The organism is Williamsia sp. Y844, from assembly GCF_056786475.1.
Map to the genome: position 1 here is coordinate 1,043,984 of NZ_JBXCJB010000001.1, position 19,267 is coordinate 1,063,250.

Genomic DNA, 19,267 nt, shown 5'->3' on the forward strand with positions numbered 1-19,267 from the left:
GTGGGTGGCGAAATACTCCATGTTCTGATGTCAGGGCGTCGACCAGACCGACATTCGCGACAATCAGTACCGAACCGATCCGGCCTCGAGTCCAACATGCCCGAATCGGCCTTGATGTCTGAGAGGTTTGCCAATCCGTTGCGTCAGCGTGGATCGGACAGCAGGATCAGCAGGAGCTCGGCTCGCGTCCGGGCATCGGTGAGGTCGATGCGTAGTAGACGTTCGATGCGATCGATTCGGTTGCGGAGTGTGTGTCGATGTACCCCGATCGCCACCGCCGCCGGTTCCCACTGACCGTTGGCCTGCAGGTAAGCCCGCAGGGTTTCGACAAGGTCGCTCCCCTGCTCGCGATCGTGGTCGACCAGCGGACCCAGACGAGAGACCCTGGCCCCACTGAGCGCTTTCCGGACCGGATCAAGTGCCAGCAGCGATCGCTGAGCCAGCAGGTCCACCACTTCACCTTCGGCCGCGACATCCGCGGCCAATCTGGCGTGCCGGGCTGATTCGGCGATTTCGTCCACTGCCACAATCGAACCAAGGCCGCCCCGACAACCGCTGACCCCGACGACACCGAGGACGGACTCGGCAAACCGGCGCTGGTCTTCACCGCGCAGCAGGACCATGATCTCCTGCCCCACATGGTGTACGAATACCGGACGCCACCGGGACTGCAGTTCGACGGCAACAGCCAACGCTGCCTGCTTTGCCGCTGCAACACTGTCGAACGTCACGATCGCAACGCGCACCCGCCCGTCCCGATCGGCTGCTCGCAGCACAATATTGCGGGCGGCGGCCGGCGGCGGACCGGCCATTGCCATCATCAGCGCATCGGCATGCAGGGACTGTTGATCACGCTGCACCTGAAGGGGTTTGGCATGCTCCAGACTCAGCAGTGAGGTCGCGTGCCCGAGCAGGACGCGCTCGAGGTCGCCCAGTGGCGACGCACTCAGCACGGAGAGATAGCCGAATACACTGCCGCCGACACTGATTCGCTGGATTGTGACCGTTTGCTCATCGGTCATCGTGACTCCGCTGGCCGCATTCGGATCACGCATGATCTCTCTGCGCACCGTCGCCAACTGTTCGGGGCTCAGTACAGTCGGCCGGGAACTGACCAATTCTCGGTCATGGTCGAGCAACACGACAACGGCGTCGATCGCCTCCCCCAATTCCCGGACCACTGCAGGCATCCCACCGGAGATGACCGCCCTTGTGATCCGCGGTTGCGTATGGGACGCGCGGACGAATTGGTCGAATCGCTGTTCGGCGATCCGATCGAGCACTGCCCGGGCGATCGCCGAGAACGGCACCGGCAGCGGCACCTCCAACAGTGGGATACCGCATTCGTCGGCCGCATCGACGAGGTCCTGCGGGACGTCGTCGAAACCGAAGCCCACACCGAACCCGACGCCTGCGACGCCGACCTCACTCAGACCGCGTAGATAGTCGAATCGGCCCTCCCGTGACTCCGGCAGCCGAAGTCCGGTGGTGAGGAGGAGTTCGCCACCGGACAGCCACTCCTGTGGCGCCGGGAGTTCCGACGTCGACGCACAGTCGATATCCCTGTCGATCCCGGCGCGGCCGCCGAGCAATGTCAGATCGAGTTCGCGCTGCGCGAGCAACCACCGAACCGCTGTGCCCACCGCCGCAACCCCCTTAGTTCGTCCCCGCACAAATGGCCCCACGACCTGGCATGACCCGAATCCGACTATACAGAATGGCGTAGTACTAACACCGAGTTGGACAAACTGTCAGGATCACGCTTCCGACCCGGCAGCGAACACTGGGTGACGGTAGGAGGATTCATCCACCCGCAACCGAAAGTGACCCGGTGTCATGGCACACGAGCCCCTGAAGAACTACATCAACGGCGTATTCGTCGCCTCGGATTCGACCGAGACCATCGACCTCATCAACCCCACCGATGAGTCGGTGGTCGGAGTCTCGCCGATTTCGGCCCAATCCGACATCGATGCCGCGATGGCTGCCGCCGCATCGGCCTTCAAGACGTGGGGCAAAACCACCCCTAAAGTCCGGCAGAAGGCGCTCCTGGACCTCGCAGACGCCATCGAGGCGAACTCGGATGCGCTCGTGGCGGCGCAGGCCCGCAACACCGGACAACCCGATGATCAGATCGCGGACGAAGAGGTCACCGTCGGCGCCGACCAGATCCGCTTCTTCGCCGGTGCCGCACGCCTACTCGAAGGCAAGTCCGCGGGCGAATACATGGATGGCTTCACCTCGTACGTCCGTCGCGAACCGGTCGGGGTGATCGCTCAGGTCACGCCGTGGAACTACCCACTGATGATGGCGCTGTGGAAGATCGGCCCCGCGATCGCGGCCGGTAATACCGTGGTCCTCAAACCGTCTGACACGACACCCGAGTCGACCTTGGTCCTCGCCGAGATCTCGAAGGGCATCCTGCCCGACGGTGTGCTGAACGTGATTCTCGGCAACGGTGCCACCGGAGCCGCGATCGTCGGACACAAGACCCCGAGCATGGTCTCGATCACCGGCTCGGTCCGCGCCGGAATCGCCGTCGCGGTCTCGGCGGCGCAGAACCTCAAACGCGCACACCTCGAACTCGGTGGAAAGGCCCCGGCCGTTGTCTTCGCCGACGCGGACCTGGACAAGGCCGTCGACGGTATCGGCGACGCGTCGTTCTTCAACGCAGGCCAGGACTGCACTGCGGTCACCCGCATCCTCGTCCACTCATCGATCCACGACAAGTTCGTCGACGCCCTCGTCGACAAGGCAAAGGGCACAACGGTTCCGCCACTCAACAACGTCAACCACTTCACGAAGGTGACCTCGATCCTCGACTCGGTACCGCCGCACGCCACCGTGGTCACCGGTGGGAAACGAAAGGGCGACAAGGGCTTCTACGTCGAACCCACCGTGATCACCGGCGTGGATCAGAAGGACTCCCTCGTCCAGGAGGAAACCTTCGGACCGGTGGTGACTGTGCAGGCCTTCGACTCCGAAGAACAGGCATTGGAACTGTCCAACGACGTCAGCTTCGGTCTGGCCTCCAGCGTCTGGACAACCGACAACGCCACTGCGGGACGAATGAGTGCCGGACTCGACTTCGGCTGCGTCTGGGTCAACTGCCACATCCCGCTCGTCGCGGAAATGCCACACGGTGGATTCAAGAACTCCGGCTACGGCAAGGACCTCTCCAGCTACGGGGTCGAGGACTACACCCGCATCAAGCACGTCATGAGTTCGGTGGAATGAGGATGACACTATGAGCGCCAACTACCGATTGCCCCAGAAACGTAACCTTGTCACTTCGATCCCCGGACCGAAATCGGCTGCCCTGCAAGGTCGCCGGGCGATGGCGGTGGCCGCCGGGGTGGGTTCTGCCGTTCCGGTGTACGCCGCCGACGCGGACGGCGGGGTGATCGTCGACATCGACGGCAACTCGTTCATCGACTTCGGTTCCGGCATCGCCGTGACCACGGTCGGCGCCAGCAACTCGGCGGTCGCCGATGCCGTCGCCGAACAGGCAGGCCACTTCACTCACACCTGCTTCATGATCACCCCGTACGAGGGGTACGTCGCGGTGGCCGAACGCCTCAACCATCTGACACCCGGCGACCACCAAAAGCGCACGGTGCTCTTCAATTCCGGGGCCGAAGCCGTCGAGAACGCGATCAAGGTTGCCCGCTTGGCTACCGGGCGCGATGCGGTGGTGGCATTCGATCACGCCTACCACGGCCGCACGAACCTGACGATGGGTCTGACGGCCAAGACGATGCCGTACAAACACGGATTCGGTCCATTCCCGCCGGAGATCTACCGGGTGCCAACGTCGTATCCGTACCGCGACGAACTCGACGGACCCACCGCGGCTGCCCGGGCGATCTCGCAGATGGACAGCCAGATCGGCGCTGATCAGATCGCCGCGATCATCATCGAACCCGTGATGGGCGAGGGTGGATTCATCGTCCCGGCACCGGGTTTCCTGCCGGCGATCGCGGACTGGGCAAGGGCGAACGGAATCGTGTTCATCGCCGACGAAGTGCAAAGCGGATTCGCCAGGACCGGAGCCTGGTTCGCCAGCGAACACGAAGGTCTTGTCCCCGATCTGGTCACCATGGCCAAAGGCATCGCAGGCGGTATGCCGTTGTCCGCGTTGACCGGTCGTGCCGATCTGCTCGACGCCGTGCATATCGGTGGACTCGGCGGCACCTACGGCGGCAATCCGGTGGCCTGTGCGGCGGCACTCGCCGCGCTCGATGTCATGGCCGAACTGGATCTACCCGGTCGGGCACGCGACATCGAGGCCATTGCCGGAAGCCGTTTGCAGGCAATGGCGTCGGTGACCGAAGAAATCGGCGAAGTGCGCGGACGCGGCGCGATGCTGGCCATCGAACTCGTTCACCGCGATGGCAAGAAGCCGAACCCGGAACTCGCCAAAGAGTTGGTCGCCGCCTGCCTCGCCAAGGGCGTGGTGCTGCTCTCGTGCGGCACCTACGGCAACGTGATCCGGCTACTGCCGCCCCTGGTGATCAGCGACGAACTCCTGCACGACGGCCTCGATGTCCTCGAAGACGCCCTGAACGAACTCACCAGCCGCTAGGAGCTACCGCGTGTCAACGAAATCCACGTTCCACCCGCTCGATCCGCTGGGGGAAGACGAGTTCCGGACCACTGCAGCGCTGTTGCAACGTGACCAGGGTGTCGGTGAGGGTTGGCGATTCGCCTCCATCGAACTCCTCGAACCGAGCAAGGCCGACCTTGCCGCCTATGCCGCGGGCGGCCCCGTCCCAGCCCGCAAGGGCATCGTCACCTGCCTGGACAGCAGCCGCAACACCACCTACAAGGCAGTGGTCTCCCTGACCGACGACACCGTCGAATCGTTCACTCACATCCCGGGTGTACAACCGAACTTCACCGTCGACGAGTTCGAGGAGTGCGATGAGGTTCTGCGCAAGCATCCCGATGTGATTGCGGCACTGGCCAGTCGCGGCATCACCGATCTCGACCTCGTGTTCATGGACACCTGGACCTACGGCGATGCCGTGGCGCCCGAGAAGTATCGGGAGCGGCGAATCGGATGGTCCGACACCTGGGTCAAAAGCGAAGCCGGCGCCAATCCGTACGCGCACCCGGTCAGTGGTCTGCACTGCGTGATCGACCTGAACACGATGGAACTGCTCGAAATCGAGGACACCGGCGGTGTGGAACCCCCCGAGGTGATGGGCGAATACGTTCCGGCCCGCATCCCGGAGCGCCTGCGCGCCAAGTCGACACGGGAGCCACTCAAACCGCTGGAGATCACCCAGCCCGAAGGCCCATCATTCACCCTCGAAGGAAACCTGCTGAAGTGGCAGAACTGGTCTCTCCGAGTTGGTTTCAACCACCGCGAGGGCATGACGCTGCACACGATCAGCTACAACGATTGTGGTCGCGTGCGGTCGGTGGCGCATCGACTGTCATTCGCCGAGATGATGGTCCCCTACCGGGACCCATCCGAAGATCACTACCGCAGAACGGCATTCGACATCGGCGAGTGGGGTCTGGGCTTCATGACCACCTCGCTGGAACTCGGCTGCGATTGCCTCGGCGAGATCCGGTACCTCGATGCCGTCCTGCACAACAGCAAGGGCGAGCCGTACACCATCAAAAATGCCATCTGCATCCATGAAGAAGACAACGCCGTGCTGTGGAAACACGTTGATCACGACGCCGGCGCCGAGGTGCGACGAATGCGCCGGCTCACGGTTTCCTTCCATGTCACGGTGGCGAACTACGAATACCTTGTCTACTGGCGCTTCTACCAGGACGGCAACATCGAATGCGAGGTCCGCGCCACCGGGATCATGGTGACCACACCGATCGCACCCGGCGCGGCCCACCCCAACGGCACTCTCGTTGACGAACGGACCTACGCGCCGTACCACCAGCACTTCCTGACCGCCCGACTGGATCTCGACGTGGACGGGACCGAGAACACCGTCTATGCCAGCGAAACCGAGATCGAGCCGATGGGTCCCGGAAATCCTTACGGGCTGGCGTTGGTCCAGCGCAATACTCCACTGCGCACCGAGGACGAGGGCAAGCAGGACATGAACTGGGCGACGCAGCGCGCCTGGAAGGTGGTGAACACCAACACCACCAACGGCCTGGGAACCCACCCGTCGTACAAACTTGTCCCCGGCGACGCCATCCCGGCGATGTTCGATCCCGCCTCCCCGATCTTCCAGCGCGCACAGGTCATCGGGCACACCGTCTGGGTGACCCCGAACCATCCCGATGAGCGCTGGCCTGCAGGCGAATTCGTGAACCAATCGGCCACCGACACCGGACTCGGCGAATGGACAAAGGCCAACCGAAGCATCGACAACACCGACGTGGTCCTCTGGTACACCTTCGGTGTCCACCACATCACCCGGCCGGAGGACTGGCCCATCATGCCAGCCGACACGGTGTCGTTCTGGCTCAAACCTTTTGGCTTCTTCGACCGCAACCCGTCACTGGACGTCGAGCCAAGCCCCAGCTCACACTGCTCAACCGAAACCCCAGGAGGCCATTGCCATGACTGAGAAGACCACCGACCCCATCGCCGACTTCCGCGACCTGCTGGGCACAGTTCCCGCCGGGCTGTGGATCAACGGTAAGTCCGTCGACTCATCCAACAATGAAACCTTCCCCGTCGCCGACCCTGCCACCGGCACCACCCTGCTACAAATCGCCGACGCGACCCCACAGGACGCCAAAACCGCGTTGGAGAGTGCACTCTCGGTCGCTGACGAGTGGGCAGGCACAGCACCCCGGGTCCGCTCCGAGATCCTGCGATCGACCTTCGAGTTGATCCGCGAGAACGCCGACGACATGGCGATGATCATGACGCTGGAAATGGGTAAGGCCCTGCCCGACTCGAAGGCGGAGATCAACTACGGCGGCGAGTTCTTGCGCTGGTTCGCCGAAGAAGCGGTACGGATCGCCGGTCGCTTCACACAGTCGCCCGCAGGCACCGGCAACATCCTGGTGAAGCACGCGCCCGTCGGCGTTGCCCTGGCGATCACACCGTGGAACTTCCCACTGGCCATGGGAACTCGCAAGATCGGTCCCGCGCTCGCTGCCGGCTGCACCATGCTGGTCAAACCCGCGAAAGAAACCCCGCTCACGATGTTGTACCTCGCGAAGCTGCTGAGCGAGGCCGGACTGCCCGACGGCGTACTCGCAGTGCTACCGACCAGCAAGGCAACCGACGTCACCGAACCACTGATCGCCGACCCCCGGGTCCGCAAGATCAGCTTCACCGGTTCGACCGAGGTGGGTCGCACCCTGCTCGGCGATGCTGCTGCAAACGTGCAACGAACCTCCATGGAACTCGGCGGTAACGCACCGTTCCTGGTCTTTGCCGATGCCGACCTCGAACTTGCGGTCGAAGGTGCCTTTGCCGCCAAGACCCGCAACGGCGGCGAGGCCTGCACCGCAGCCAATCGCTTTCTGGTACAAGAAGATATCGCCGAAGAGTTCACGACAGCCCTGGCCGCGAAGATGAAGGCGATGGTGCGCGGCCCGGGCTACGACCCGAAGACGACCCTGGGCCCGATGGTCAACAGCAAACAGCAGCAGTCCATCGCCGCCGCCGTTTCCGACGCGGTGGCAACCGGAGCGCGGGTTCGCCTCGGCGCCGACCCTTCCGATGACGCCGGGTGCTTCTACCCGGCCACCGTGCTCGACCAGGTTCCAGCCGATGCCAAGATCGCCAAGAACGAGATCTTCGGCCCCGTCGCCGTGATCAGCACATTCGCCACCGAAGCCGAGGCCATCGACGCAGCCAATTCCACCGAATTCGGTTTGGCTGCTTACCTTTACACCAAGGACCTCGACCGGGCACTGCGCGTGGCCGACGAGATCGAATCGGGCATGGTGGGTATCAACCGGGGTGTGATCTCCGATGTCGCCGCGCCGTTCGGTGGCGTCAAACAGTCCGGTATCGGGCGTGAGGGCGGCTCCGAGGGTATCTACGAGTACCTGACCACGAAGTACATTGCACTGACCTGACCCCCGACGAGGAGCACCCGATGAGCAACTGGCACATGCCCGCGGAAAGCGCTCCACAGGACAGGGTCTGGATGGCCTTCCCGGTCGAGGGCTACTCGCTGGGTGACACCACGGTGGCTCGTGACGAGGCCCGTAGCACCTGGGCCGCCGTTGCGCATGCCATCGTGGAGTTCGAACCGGTCACGATGATCGTCGACCCCGGCGAGATCGGGCCGGCCCGCGACTACCTGTCGTCCGAGATCGAGATCGTCGAGGCACCCCTGAATGATGCGTGGGCACGCGACATCGGGCCGACGTTCGTCCTCGGCGACAACGGCCGTCTCGGCGCGGTCGACTGGGTTTTCAATGGCTGGGGCGCGGCCCGGTGGGCACAGTGGGACAAGGATCAGCACATCGGAAAGTTCATCGCCGAGCTCTCCGGTGCCGAACTCATCGATTCGCCGATGGTCAATGAGGGCGGCGGCATCCAGGTCGACGGGGCAGGTACCGTCCTGCTCACGGAGTCGGTACAGCTCGGTGACGGCCGCAACAGCACGTGGACCAAAACGCAGGTCGAGGCCGAGCTCGCCCGGACCATCGGTGCCGACCGCGCGATCTGGTTGCCACACGGCCTCACTCGCGACAACGAGAAGTTCGGCACCCGTGGCCATGTGGACATCGTGGCCGCAATGCCGTCACCGGGGGTGGTCCTGCTGCACGATCAGCGCAACCCGAACCATCCCGACGTCGCGGTCAGCAAGCAGATCAAGGCCATCATCGCCGCCGCAGAACCCGGCTGGGAAATCATCGATATACCGGCGCCCACCGTCCTGACCGACGACGAAGGACCGGTCGACTACAGCTACATCAACCACCTCGTCATCAACGGTGCCGTCATCGCCTGCAGCTTCGGCGACCCCAACGATCACGAGGCCGGGGAGATACTCGGTGACGTCTACCCTGGCCGGACAGTAATCACCATCGATGCCCGGCCCCTCTTCGAACGCGGTGGCGGCATCCACTGCATCACCCAGCAGCAGCCGGCCGTTCACTAGGTTGCACATTCCCCTCGCGTGCAATCTATTTTGTCAGTCTATCGAAAGATGCTGCAGCTGAATTGGATTGGCCCAGCGAGACCCTTGCGAACATACGTTCGAGTGGGTACAGTGGAGTCAATCGACCACAAGCACGACGTATCTGACGCCTTCCCCGCAGAGACACTTCGGTCGACGCCCCGGTTTGTTCTCTCCTTGGAAGGTGCTGCGCTATGCGACTTCTCGAGATGGTCGACGATTTGGTCGACCTGGTCTTACCCGATGATCCAACTGTGACGCTGGGTATGGCGAAGGATTTGATAACCCTACGTAACGCGACCGAGCATCAACTAACGGTGTGCGCTGCGGTGATCGACGAGTCGGGTACGGCGCGTAAGGCTGGGTCGACAACAGCAAAGTTGTTGCAGGCCAACGGTGCTGCACCAGTATCTGCCTACCGCTGGTTACGCATCAGCGCAGGTTTGATGGGTCTGGATCGGACTGCCGGCTATTCACGGGACGGGTTCCTGTCCTCCGAACACGTCGACGCGGTGGTCAAAGGTGTCGCCCATGTCGTCGGCCGGTCCGAGGATCCGATCACCGCCGAACAGCAGGTCGAGTTCGAGCGAAAACTGTTGAGTCACGCCGCCTCCGGTGCACCACCGGCTGAGATCGGTGCGGCTGCCCGTTTGCTGGGTAACGAGGTCTCCAGGGACACCGGTGGTCCGCCGCCGGCCGAGGACCGGTCGCTGAACAGTCTGGAATACAAAGTCCGTGAGGGCCGCTGTGTCGGCACATTCGATGTGGATGCGGTGATCGGAGAAAAGTTGTTCTCCGCGTTGGACTTCTGGTCCAAAGCCCGTCCCGAACCCGGCGGCTCGGATGACAGTCGAAGTCCTACCCAACGTCGCGCCGATGCCTTGCACCAGCTGTTGGACTGTGGCGGTGGCGGACCAACACTGGTGTCGGCGCCGCGAACCGAAGTGATCGTGACGGTGCCCGCCGACCACCCCGAAGCTGCGTCCCTGCCCTGGATGGGTCCGATCACCGAAGCGACCGCCGCAACGTTGGCCTGCGATTCATCAATCAGCTCGATCACCCTGGACGGGCAGCAGGTCCCGGTCGATATGAGTCCACCGAAACGGCTGTTCAAAGGGCTGGTCCGCAAAGCGATCATCATCCGCGACACCTGCTGTGTGAAATGTGGGGCAAAGGCAGGCTGGTCGGACTGTCACCACATCGTGCACTTTGTGGACGGCGGCCTGACCACCCTCGACAACGGGTGCTTGCTGTGCCGCACCTGTCACATGGCTGTTCACAACACCGGGTGGGACGTGATCATGGGCTCCGACGGACATCCGTGGATGATCCCGCCCGCGGATATCGATCCGCAGCGAAGACCTCTACCGGCCTACAACAGACGAACCCTGACCCTCGCCGCCTGACTGAACCAGCTCTCCACCACCGTCGCACCCGATTTCACCGTCGGGACCGCGCACGAAAACTTGACAACTCCATAGCGTGAAAGCGCGTGGTGCCGCCGCCCGAGAAGTCCACTCCACATAGATTGACAGGGTTTCAGCGGCGGCACCACGGCAATCGGCTGCTCTATCGCGGCGTTCCCGACAATCCGACTACCGAATTGGCAATCCCAACCGACGAAATGTCAGTTGCAGCTTGCCTCTGCGCGGGAGACTGTTGCGCAATGACATCCACGACGCCCCGCACCACTCCGGAACCGGAGACTGCATCGGGCACCTACGGCGACAAAGTTCTCGCAGTGGAGCCGGGCGGTAGCGAGTTCATCCCGCTCGAGGCGCGCCATGGGAAGCCCCGCGGCCTGTTCTGGACCTGGACCGCCCCCAACCTGGAATTCGCCACGATCTTCCTGGGTATTCTCGCGGTCCTCTACTTCGGCTTGACCTTCTGGCAGGCTATTGCCGCGATGGCACTGGGCAACCTGCTCGGCGCCGCTGCCCACTTCCTGTTGTCCGCGCGCGGCCCGCTCCACGGTGTGCCGCAGATGGTGCTCGGCCGCTTGGGTTTCGGATACCGAGGCAACATCGTCCCGGCATCCTTCATGGCGGTGATGTGTGGCATCGGCTGGTTTGCCACCAATAGCGTCAGCGGCGCACTGGCCCTCAACAGTCTCATCGGCGTGCCGTCGGCGATCGCGCTGCTCATCATCGTGCTCCTGCAGACGGGCTTTGCGTTCTTCGGACACAACCTGGTTCAGAGTTTCGAACGGGCCGCCGCACCGGTCCTTGCGGTCATCTTCGTGACCGCAGGCATCTTCATCTTCAGCGAAGCCGACCTTTCGATGCCGTCCTTGGACGAGAGCGGCGGTACCCTCGGCGGATTCCTGCTGACCGTCGGCGCAGCCTTCGGATACACCGCAGGCTGGACGCCCTACGCTGCCGACTTCACCCGCTACCTTCCGGCGAACGTCTCCAAGCTCCAGACCGGATTCTTCGCATCCAGCGGCCTGTTCATCTCGACCACCGTTTTGATGGCGATCGGCGCGGCATCGGTCACGATCGGCTTCGACGCCGACCTCAACTACACCGACGCGTTCACCTCGTCGATGCCTTCGGTCGTTGCCAACCTCACCTTGCTGGCGATCGCGGTCGGCGCCGTGGCGGCCAACGCGATCAACCTCTACTCCGGCGCGATGGCCTTTGTGACAATGGGATTCAAGTTCTCGGTCGGTATCCAACGCGCACTGGTCACAGCGGTCTTCGGTGTGGTCGGATTCCTGGTCGCCTGGTGGGCCCTTGCCGATGCCGCAGCGAACTATGAGACGTTCCTGCTGATCGTCGCCTACTGGATCGGACCGTGGTTGGGCATCGTTTTCGCCGACCAACTGCTGCGCCGAAACCGTCCCATCGCCGGATTCCTCTACGACTCCAAATACTCCAACTGGGGTGGACTCATCGCATTCCTGGTCGCCCTGGTGGTCTCGGTGCTGCTGTTCGGCAATCAGGAACGATGGGTTGGCTACGTGGCCGAAGCTGTGCCCGAACTCGGTGACATCGCCTTCTTCGTCGGATTCCTCATTGCTTTCTTCGGCTACATCCTGTTGTGCAGCAAGAAGATCAACAAGGACTACCAGGCAGTCTGATCAACCCCGCCCGTTGATCTGACAGTCAATGACCCGAGCCGCGCTGATCACCCCTCGAACTGCTCCACAAGTGGTTCTGATCAGTCGGCTCTGCGACGGCCCTGTGCGCGATGAGCGCACAGGGCCATCAGCAATCCCGGATAGGTTTGCGGCGCAGTGAAATCGAATCCGATCAGTCCGCGGATTCGTTCGAGCCGCTGATACAGACTCTGCCGCCCCAGATTCAGCGCCGCCGCCGACCGGGTGGCGCTGCACCCGTTCCGCAGATGGACTTCGAGGGTGTGGATCAACTCCGAGCCGTGGTCGTTGTCCCAGGCGATCACCGGGCCGAGCGCTGCGGCAGCCAACTCCGAGCGCACGCTATCCGGCAAGGTCTCCACCGCCAGGTCCGCGGCCAGCGCCCGGACCGACGTCACCGCATCCGCATGCAAACCCGACCGTCGATCGGCAACCGCGAGCGACAACGCATGGCGCACCCGCACCAGCGCCGACGAGAGTTCGTGCGCATCAAGGCGGCAGGGATCGCCCACCACCACTGTCGCCGCGCCGGAACCTCCCGCATACGCACCGACGATCTCGGTGACGGCGTCGCGGTCGAGTTGCGACGGGGCGATCAGGGCGTACGCGGTTGCATGTACCTGTGCGTGCATCGATTGCGCCGAGATCCGTTTGGCGGCAGAGGCACTGAGTTGCGAGGCCATCCTCGGTGTCGGTACATCAACCGCAACGGGAACGATCCGGGCGGAGGCGGACGGCCGAAAACCCGCGGCCCCCAACCGCATCATCAGGTCGGACCGGCGATCGATGCGGGTTTCGAGCAGATCCGAGACCAACGACGACGCGGCCCTATGCGGAAGCCCACCGAGCTCCCGCGACAACGAGAGCGTCACCCCGAGGGGCCCCGCCCCGACCTCGAGCATGCTGACCAACCCGGCCCGATCCAGTGGAGATCCCGGGCCCGCGACCAGCGTTGCGAGAACCTCCCCTCGCATCCCCACCGGGACCGCGGCCACCTGCGCATCCACCACCTGCCATGCCGAATGATCGTCGTCGACACCCTCGGCGGCCATCAGCGCGTTGCCACTGCCGAGTAGCACAAGGGGGCAACCAGATGCGGCCGCAATACGTTTCAGCATCGCCGGCGCACCGTTGCCCGCCGCCATCTCGGTGTGTAACGCGGTACCCAGCTCACTTCGCCGCCGCAACAGGGCAACCTCGCCCGACACCAGATCGGTGTTGGCCGACCGGCACAGGTCGATGAACGGGATCACCGTGCGCAGGGCGATCAACGGAAAGTGCACGGTCGAGGCCTCGCGCACCATCTCGTCGGGCACCTGATCAAAGGTCCGGCCCATCTCGATCGCCACGCCGGCAACCTTGCGTTGCGCGAGTTCCCGGATGTAGTGCCGCCGCGTGCCTGCATCGACCCCGGCCAGTCCGAGTCCCGTTGTCAGCAGCAGTTCTCCGCCCGACAGCAGCGGCCCGATCTCGAAGATCTCACTCGAGTGCACCCACCGAACCTCGTTGTCGAGCCCGTCATACCCGCTCAGGACCTGCGGATCGGCAGCCGCGAGATGCCGGTCGAGCACGTCACGCAATGTCAGGACCATGGTGTCCCTTTCTCACCGATCGACTTCAAGGACCGGACGAAATGCACGTCGTCCAGCATTGCTACCGGGACACTATGTCAGTTGCCGAGGCGACGCATCACGGGCACCGTTGCTGGCATGACGACATCCCTCGATGTTTCCCCGACCACCTTGCTCGAGATTGCATACGCCGAAGCCCAACAGGGTCTCGCCGAAGGCGGGATCCCCATCGGGGCGGCACTGTTCGCCGCCGACGGGACGCTCCTCGGCCGCGGCCACAACCGGCGGGTACAAAACGACGATCCCTGCGTCCACGGCGAAACCGACGCGTTCCGCAATGCCGGCAGGCAGACCGATTATCGGTCCACGATCATGGTCACCACGCTGTCCCCGTGCTGGTACTGCTGCGGCCTGATCCGTCAGTTCAACATCGGGACCGTGATCATCGGCGAGAACACCACATTCCGCGGCGGAGAGGACTGGCTCATCGAGAACGGTGTCTCGGTGACCGTGCTCGACGATCCCCACTGCGTGTCGATGATGTCCGAGTTCATCGACCTCAACCCGCTCCTGTGGAATGAGGACATCGGCGTTGCCGGTGATACGGAGCCGTCGAAGGAGAGCACGTCGTGAGTAGTCCCATTCTGACTGTTGACATCTCGCAGTGGCGCACCGGAGGCGAAGCGGCCGACGCGCTGTGCGCGGCCGTGGACAAGAGCCTGCAGCAGGCCGGGTTCCTCCTGGTCACCGGGCACGGCATCGACCCGGAACTCCCCGCCGCCCTGCGGTCGGCGGCACGCGAGTTCTTCGCGCTGCCAACCGAAGTGAAGGAAAGGTACGCCGTCGCGGTCGGTGGCCGCGGCTGGATCGGCCCGGGCATGGAGGCCAACGGATACGCCGAAGGCACCGAGACCCCACCTGATCTGAAGGAAACCTACAACTGTGGCGCGCAGACGCCGGTGGGCGATCCGGAGGTCGACGCCCTGTGGTTCCCGCCGGACCTCTGGCCGCAGGAGGTCCCCCATCTGCACGAGTTGTTCGTCGACTACTGCAAGCAGATGAAGTCCCTCTCTGACGACTTGCTGGATCTGATGGCCGCATCGCTTGGCCTGACCGGTGAGGCCAATCCCTTTCTCGGCCTGACGAATCTCGCCACCTGGACCTCGAACATCAACCACTACCCCGCGATCACCGAGACCGGGCCGGTCGAAGACGGTCAGTACCGGATCGGACCACACACCGACTTCGGCACGGTGACCGTGCTCGACCGTGAGCCGGGCGCCGGCGGACTGCAGGTCTACAGCACCGAAGGCGGATGGGCCGACGCTCCATACGATCCATCCGCGCTGACGATCAACATCGGCGATCTCCTCGAATACTGGACCGGGGGTCGGTGGCCGGCCGGCCGTCACCGCGTCCTGCCACCGCAGGCAGATGCCCCGGAGGAGGACCTCGTCTCGCTGATCTATTTCTACGAGGCCAATCACGACGCCGTGGTGACACCCTTGGAACCACCGATCGGCACGGAGTCCGGGCGACCACCGGTTACCGCGGGCGATTTCATCCTCGAACGCCTCGACGCCATCACGGTTGTCCCCGCCACGTGATGGGTGATTGAGCGGTGATGCGGGGTTGAGCGTCGCGTCCGCTGGGTAGGCTCGAATTCATGACTGCCATCGAAGCCAGCTCTGACGACGTCCCGGCCGATCTTCCGGGTACCGAAACCCCCGACGCAGACGACGCGTTGCTCGTCGACAATCTCCGGATCGCACTCGATGGCCGGTGGCGAAGTACGCGGGAACACGTTCGAGAACAACTGAACCGTGCCGACCTGCTCCCCGATCCTTCTCGGTCGCTGGAGCAGGCCCGCGCGCGGATGCTCGATGTCATGGGCGAACTGACCCAATTCGGCTTCGCCCGTGCCGGATTCCAGGAAGAGCACGGCGGTAGCGGCGACATCGGTGCATCGATCACCGCCATCGAGCTGCTCGGCTACGCCGACCTGTCACTCATGGTGAAGGCAGGCGTCCAGTGGGGTTTGTTCGGCGGTGCTATCGAGAACCTCGGCACCGAGCGCCATCACCAGAAGTACGTCGAGGGCCTGATCAACCTCGACGTGCTCGGCTGCTTTGCCATGACCGAAACCGGCCACGGCTCCAACGTGCAGGCGCTGCAGACCACGGCTACTTACGATCCGGCCACCGACGAGTTCATCGTCCATTCGCCGACCCATCTCGCGCGCAAGGACTACATCGGCGGCGCCGCGCAGCACGCCAGGGTCGCGGCGGTGTTCGCGCAGCTGATCACCGGCGGCCCCGGCGAAGAACCGACCGGACGCGGTGTGCACTGTCTGGTCGTCCCGATCCGTGACGCCGACGGCAACGATCTGCCCGGCGTCACCACGAGCGACTGCGGCTACAAAGGTGGACTCGCCGGAGTGGACAACGGGCGCATCACCTTCGACCAAGTCCGCGTCCCACGCGACAACCTCCTCAACCGCTACGCCGATGTCACGGCGGACGGCACCTACACGTCCCCGATCGAGAATCAGAACCGCCGCTTCTTCACGATGCTCGGCACTCTCATCCGCGGACGGGTCAGTGTCGCCGCCACCGCGGGCGCGGCCAGCCGCAAAGCACTGACCATCGCCACCCGATACGGCTTGGCGCGCAAGCAGTTCGAGTCCCCCGACTCCACCGACGAGATCACCGTCATGGACTATTTGGGTCATCAGCGCAAGCTGCTACCGCTGATCGCGAAGTCGTACGCGCTCGCCTTCGCCCAGAACGAGATCATCGAAGAACTCCACGAAGTCCAGTCAGCGGAGAGCGCCGACGAGGACCGGCAACGCGAATTGGAAACCGCCGCAGCCGGTTTGAAGGCGATGACCACGTGGCATGCCTCCAACACCATCAACGTCTGCCGAGAGGCCTGTGGCGGCGCGGGATACCTCGACGAGAACCAGCTGTCGATCCTGCGTGGTGACATCGACGTGTTCACCACGTTCGAGGGTGACAACACGGTCCTGACCCAGCTGGTGGCCAAGGAATTGCTCTCGGCCTACGCCGACGACGTGCGCGGCCTGAACGCGGTGGGCTGGGCCCGGTTCATCGCCGGGATGGCCCGCGACGTCTTCCTCGAGAAGTCCGCAGCCCGCCAGGTGGTGCAGACCCTCATGGACGGCAGCGACGAAGATCCCGAGCAGTCCGACCTGACCAACCGGGGGACGCAGATCCGGCTGCTGCGCAACCGTGAGGATCATCTGCTGCGGACCTGCGCCAACCGGTTGCGCCGAGCCACCGACGACGACAACGACCCCTTCGAGGTGTTCAACAGCGCCCAGGACCACCTGCTCAAGGTCGGCACCGCACACACCGAACGGGTGGTGCTCGAAGCATTCATCGAGGCGATCGACCGGTGCGACAGCAAAGCCGGCACCGAACTGCTCGGCAAGGTCTGCGACCTGTTCGTCTATTCGACGCTGGAAGCCGACCTCGACTGGTTCCTGATGCACCGGCACGTGTCCGTCGAACGCGCCAAGGCCATCCGGCGGGGCGTCAACGAACTGTGCCTGAGCCTGCGGCCCCACGCCCGCACCCTGGTGGACGGGTTCGCAATACCCGAGGAACTCCTACGGACCGTCATGATCGACGATCAGACCGCCTGACCGGCGGCGATATCGGCACGCCGGGCGGTCGGTTCGGCACGCTCGACGGCGGGGCGCGGTGGTCGCGCCCCGTCAGTCGGGTGTGTCGCCGCCGCGGTTTTTCGGGCCCAGACCCATCTGCACGGCCTGATGTGCCTGCACCAGCTCGGATCGGAAACGGTCTACGTCCCGGGCCCAGGCCTGAGCCAGGCGGCCGCTGTTGAGTTTCACGCCCACACCACCTCGGCGCCGAGGCACCGCTGACAGCTCACCGAGCGCGGGTGCGCTCTCCCACTTCGCGTGCTCGTGACCGTGATTCTCGGGGAAGACCTCTTCGATCTCGTCGAGGCGGATGGTCTGCGCACCCTGACGCAACGATGCCTCGGTGAGCCGGACACTGACATGGGCGCGGGCGGCATAGACCTGCAGCAGAGAGAACCCGCCGATGAGCACCGCGAAGGCCAGCAATGCCGGCCAATGCAGCTGACCGCCGCCGAAGATTTCCATGATGAACACGGTCAGACAAAGCACTGGACCGATGGCCACGACCCACCAGGCACCGCCGGGCTCATAGAAGAGCGTTTCGCCCTCTACTGGATCCAACTCGCGATTGCCGCTCATTTTTCGTCTTCGAACCAGGGATCCGACGAGGGGCGAAACGCCATCATCGACCCGATGAGCGCGATAACGCTGAACAGCAGGGGCAGCGCGGCAGCACCCTTGATCAAGAACGAGGCCATGATCCCGAGGGCAACCAGCATCAGGGTGAACACGGCCAGTGCCGAACGCCACTGCTGATCGCCGGGGAATGCCTTACGCGCCGCGATGATCAACGCGGCACCGATGGCCGCGAAGAAGACCCCGAGTGCCACGAACCCGCCGATACCCTCGATCAGACTCGCCACGATGATCCCGATTCCATACAGACCCATCAGCACGCCACTGATCGTCCACAGCCAGTAGGCGCGGGTGACCAGGGTCGGCGGTGCGGCCGGTTCGACAGGCTTGCTGCTCACGTTCGGTCTCCTGGGTCAGGTCTGTTGTCTTCTGGACTGTAGTGATCGGGACCGGCGGGCGGTTGATATCCCGCGGGTGGATATCCGGATTCGCCACCGTATCGGGGTTGCTCGCCATTCGGCGGCTGCTGTCCGTATTGCTGGGGTGGTCCGTATTGCTGGGGTTGCCCGTACTGCTGGGGTTGCCCGTACTGCTGGGGTGGTCCGTACTGCTGGGGCTGCCCGCCGTACGGCTGTCCGTAGTAGGGCTGCTGCGGATACGGGGTGTTGTACGAGGTGTTGTAGTACGACGGTGGCTGCTGCTTCTTCTCTTTGCGCCACCGCGTCATGTCCTTGCAGTAGGTGTCCGAATCGCGATGCATCAGCAGCACACCCGCACCGAGGGCGGCCACACCGCCGATCACATTCGGGATCATCACCCAGGTGTCGGATCCGTCGGCGAAGAACGCCGACACCGTTTGTACGACGAGGAAGAAACTGAAGAACCCCAGACCCAGGCGCGCCCAGTTGTGGCCGATCCGGGCAAGCCAGGTCAACCCGGCAAAAGCCGCCGCCAAAACCAGACCGGTGACAGCGATGACCGCCCAGATCATCCCGTCGGGCAGTTGTGCGTCCGGATTGTCCTTGGCGATGTCGTCGGCGGTATCGAAGAACTGCCGATATTGCGACCCGAAGATGACGCACTGGGCCACGATCACGAGGATCCACAGCTCGGTGGCGATCGCCGTGGCATTCGGGATGGCCGGCTTGGTGGATGTGGGCTCCGACCCGGCGCCAGGACTCTGGCCGGCCGGGGGCCCATTGTGTGGGTTCTGGCCATGGGGCGTGGGGGGCACGGACATGCGTCCCAGCCTAGTTGG

General features: G+C 63.9%; 15 protein-coding genes. 10 read left to right on the forward strand and 5 right to left on the reverse strand.

Annotation, left to right across the window (positions count from 1 at the left end):
* Positions 1 to 143: 143 nt before the first annotated feature.
* Positions 144 to 1,643, reverse strand: coding sequence for a PucR family transcriptional regulator (locus AC1TQG_RS04600; protein WP_482135747.1), 1,500 nt, complete (start codon positions 1,641 to 1,643; stop codon positions 144 to 146).
* 193 nt (positions 1,644 to 1,836) lie between these two features.
* Between AC1TQG_RS04600 and AC1TQG_RS04605 the strand changes: the two genes are divergently transcribed.
* The 7 genes from AC1TQG_RS04605 (at position 1,837) to AC1TQG_RS04635 (ending at position 12,156) form a co-directional block, all read left to right on the forward strand.
* Positions 1,837 to 3,237, forward strand: a complete 1,401-nt coding sequence (locus AC1TQG_RS04605; protein WP_482135748.1) for an aminobutyraldehyde dehydrogenase — start codon at positions 1,837 to 1,839, stop codon at positions 3,235 to 3,237.
* A gap of 10 nt (positions 3,238 to 3,247) precedes the next feature.
* The gene (gabT, locus tag AC1TQG_RS04610; protein ID WP_482135749.1) at positions 3,248 to 4,585 is read left to right on the forward strand and encodes a 4-aminobutyrate--2-oxoglutarate transaminase; all 1,338 of its coding nucleotides are present in this window, start codon (positions 3,248 to 3,250) and stop codon (positions 4,583 to 4,585) included.
* A gap of 10 nt (positions 4,586 to 4,595) precedes the next feature.
* Positions 4,596 to 6,551 carry a primary-amine oxidase gene (locus AC1TQG_RS04615; RefSeq protein WP_482135750.1) on the forward strand — a complete coding sequence of 652 codons (1,956 nt, stop codon included), beginning with the start codon at positions 4,596 to 4,598 and terminating at the stop codon, positions 6,549 to 6,551.
* Positions 6,544 to 8,022 (forward strand): NAD-dependent succinate-semialdehyde dehydrogenase, encoded by a 1,479-nt coding sequence (locus AC1TQG_RS04620; protein WP_482135751.1) that lies wholly within the window; start codon positions 6,544 to 6,546, stop codon positions 8,020 to 8,022. Before AC1TQG_RS04615 ends, AC1TQG_RS04620 begins: the two co-directional genes overlap by 8 nt.
* Before the next feature lie 20 nt (positions 8,023 to 8,042).
* Positions 8,043 to 9,056: an agmatine deiminase family protein gene (locus AC1TQG_RS04625; protein WP_482135752.1), complete on the forward strand. Its 1,014-nt coding sequence runs from the start codon at positions 8,043 to 8,045 to the stop codon at positions 9,054 to 9,056.
* A gap of 212 nt (positions 9,057 to 9,268) precedes the next feature.
* Positions 9,269 to 10,480 carry an HNH endonuclease signature motif containing protein gene (locus AC1TQG_RS04630; RefSeq protein WP_482135753.1) on the forward strand — a complete coding sequence of 404 codons (1,212 nt, stop codon included), beginning with the start codon at positions 9,269 to 9,271 and terminating at the stop codon, positions 10,478 to 10,480.
* A gap of 260 nt (positions 10,481 to 10,740) precedes the next feature.
* Complete coding sequence (locus tag AC1TQG_RS04635; protein ID WP_482135754.1) at positions 10,741 to 12,156, forward strand: purine-cytosine permease family protein; 1,416 nt, start codon at positions 10,741 to 10,743, stop codon at positions 12,154 to 12,156.
* Positions 12,157 to 12,236: 80 nt separating this feature from the next.
* Here AC1TQG_RS04635 and AC1TQG_RS04640 read toward each other — a convergent pair whose 3' ends face one another.
* On the reverse strand, positions 12,237 to 13,766 hold the full coding sequence (locus AC1TQG_RS04640) for a PucR family transcriptional regulator (protein ID WP_482135755.1): 1,530 nt from the start codon (positions 13,764 to 13,766) through the stop codon (positions 12,237 to 12,239).
* 117 nt (positions 13,767 to 13,883) lie between these two features.
* On the opposite strand from AC1TQG_RS04640, the gene AC1TQG_RS04645 reads away from it, so the two are divergent.
* The 3 genes from AC1TQG_RS04645 to AC1TQG_RS04655 are packed head-to-tail and all read left to right on the forward strand — an operon-like array spanning position 13,884 to position 17,412.
* On the forward strand, positions 13,884 to 14,378 hold the full coding sequence (locus AC1TQG_RS04645) for a nucleoside deaminase (protein ID WP_482135756.1): 495 nt from the start codon (positions 13,884 to 13,886) through the stop codon (positions 14,376 to 14,378).
* Positions 14,375 to 15,352 carry an isopenicillin N synthase family dioxygenase gene (locus AC1TQG_RS04650; RefSeq protein WP_482135757.1) on the forward strand — a complete coding sequence of 326 codons (978 nt, stop codon included), beginning with the start codon at positions 14,375 to 14,377 and terminating at the stop codon, positions 15,350 to 15,352. The genes AC1TQG_RS04645 and AC1TQG_RS04650 overlap by 4 nt, the downstream gene beginning before the upstream one ends.
* Positions 15,353 to 15,411: 59 nt before the next feature.
* On the forward strand, positions 15,412 to 17,412 hold the full coding sequence (locus AC1TQG_RS04655) for an acyl-CoA dehydrogenase family protein (RefSeq protein WP_482135758.1): 2,001 nt from the start codon (positions 15,412 to 15,414) through the stop codon (positions 17,410 to 17,412).
* Between the two features lie 72 nt (positions 17,413 to 17,484).
* On the opposite strand, the gene AC1TQG_RS04660 is transcribed toward AC1TQG_RS04655, so the two are convergent.
* From AC1TQG_RS04660 to AC1TQG_RS04670, 3 genes are read right to left on the reverse strand one after another with little or no spacing between them, the layout of a single operon-like run.
* On the reverse strand, positions 17,485 to 18,012 hold the full coding sequence (locus tag AC1TQG_RS04660; protein WP_482135759.1) for a hypothetical protein: 528 nt from the start codon (positions 18,010 to 18,012) through the stop codon (positions 17,485 to 17,487).
* Positions 18,009 to 18,407 (reverse strand): hypothetical protein, encoded by a 399-nt coding sequence (locus tag AC1TQG_RS04665; RefSeq protein WP_482135760.1) that lies wholly within the window; start codon positions 18,405 to 18,407, stop codon positions 18,009 to 18,011. The genes AC1TQG_RS04660 and AC1TQG_RS04665 overlap by 4 nt, the downstream gene beginning before the upstream one ends.
* On the reverse strand, positions 18,404 to 19,249 hold the full coding sequence (locus AC1TQG_RS04670) for a hypothetical protein (protein WP_482135761.1): 846 nt from the start codon (positions 19,247 to 19,249) through the stop codon (positions 18,404 to 18,406). The genes AC1TQG_RS04665 and AC1TQG_RS04670 overlap by 4 nt, the downstream gene beginning before the upstream one ends.
* Positions 19,250 to 19,267: the final 18 nt, after the last annotated feature.

Excerpts from the sequence above, each read along its gene's own strand:
- AC1TQG_RS04655 (WP_482135758.1), top strand. The coding sequence starts at position 15,412 with ATGACTGCCATCGAAGCCAGCTCTGACGACGTCCCGGCCGATCTTCCG.
- AC1TQG_RS04660 (WP_482135759.1), bottom strand. The coding sequence starts at position 18,012 with ATGAGCGGCAATCGCGAGTTGGATCCAGTAGAGGGCGAAACGCTCTTC.
- AC1TQG_RS04640 (WP_482135755.1), bottom strand. The coding sequence starts at position 13,766 with ATGGTCCTGACATTGCGTGACGTGCTCGACCGGCATCTCGCGGCTGCC.
- AC1TQG_RS04620 (WP_482135751.1), top strand. The coding sequence starts at position 6,544 with ATGACTGAGAAGACCACCGACCCCATCGCCGACTTCCGCGACCTGCTG.
- gabT (WP_482135749.1), top strand. The coding sequence starts at position 3,248 with ATGAGCGCCAACTACCGATTGCCCCAGAAACGTAACCTTGTCACTTCG.
- AC1TQG_RS04630 (WP_482135753.1), top strand. The coding sequence starts at position 9,269 with ATGCGACTTCTCGAGATGGTCGACGATTTGGTCGACCTGGTCTTACCC.
- AC1TQG_RS04670 (WP_482135761.1), bottom strand. The coding sequence starts at position 19,249 with ATGTCCGTGCCCCCCACGCCCCATGGCCAGAACCCACACAATGGGCCC.
- AC1TQG_RS04605 (WP_482135748.1), top strand. The coding sequence starts at position 1,837 with ATGGCACACGAGCCCCTGAAGAACTACATCAACGGCGTATTCGTCGCC.
- AC1TQG_RS04625 (WP_482135752.1), top strand. The coding sequence starts at position 8,043 with ATGAGCAACTGGCACATGCCCGCGGAAAGCGCTCCACAGGACAGGGTC.
- AC1TQG_RS04645 (WP_482135756.1), top strand. The coding sequence starts at position 13,884 with ATGACGACATCCCTCGATGTTTCCCCGACCACCTTGCTCGAGATTGCA.
- AC1TQG_RS04635 (WP_482135754.1), top strand. The coding sequence starts at position 10,741 with ATGACATCCACGACGCCCCGCACCACTCCGGAACCGGAGACTGCATCG.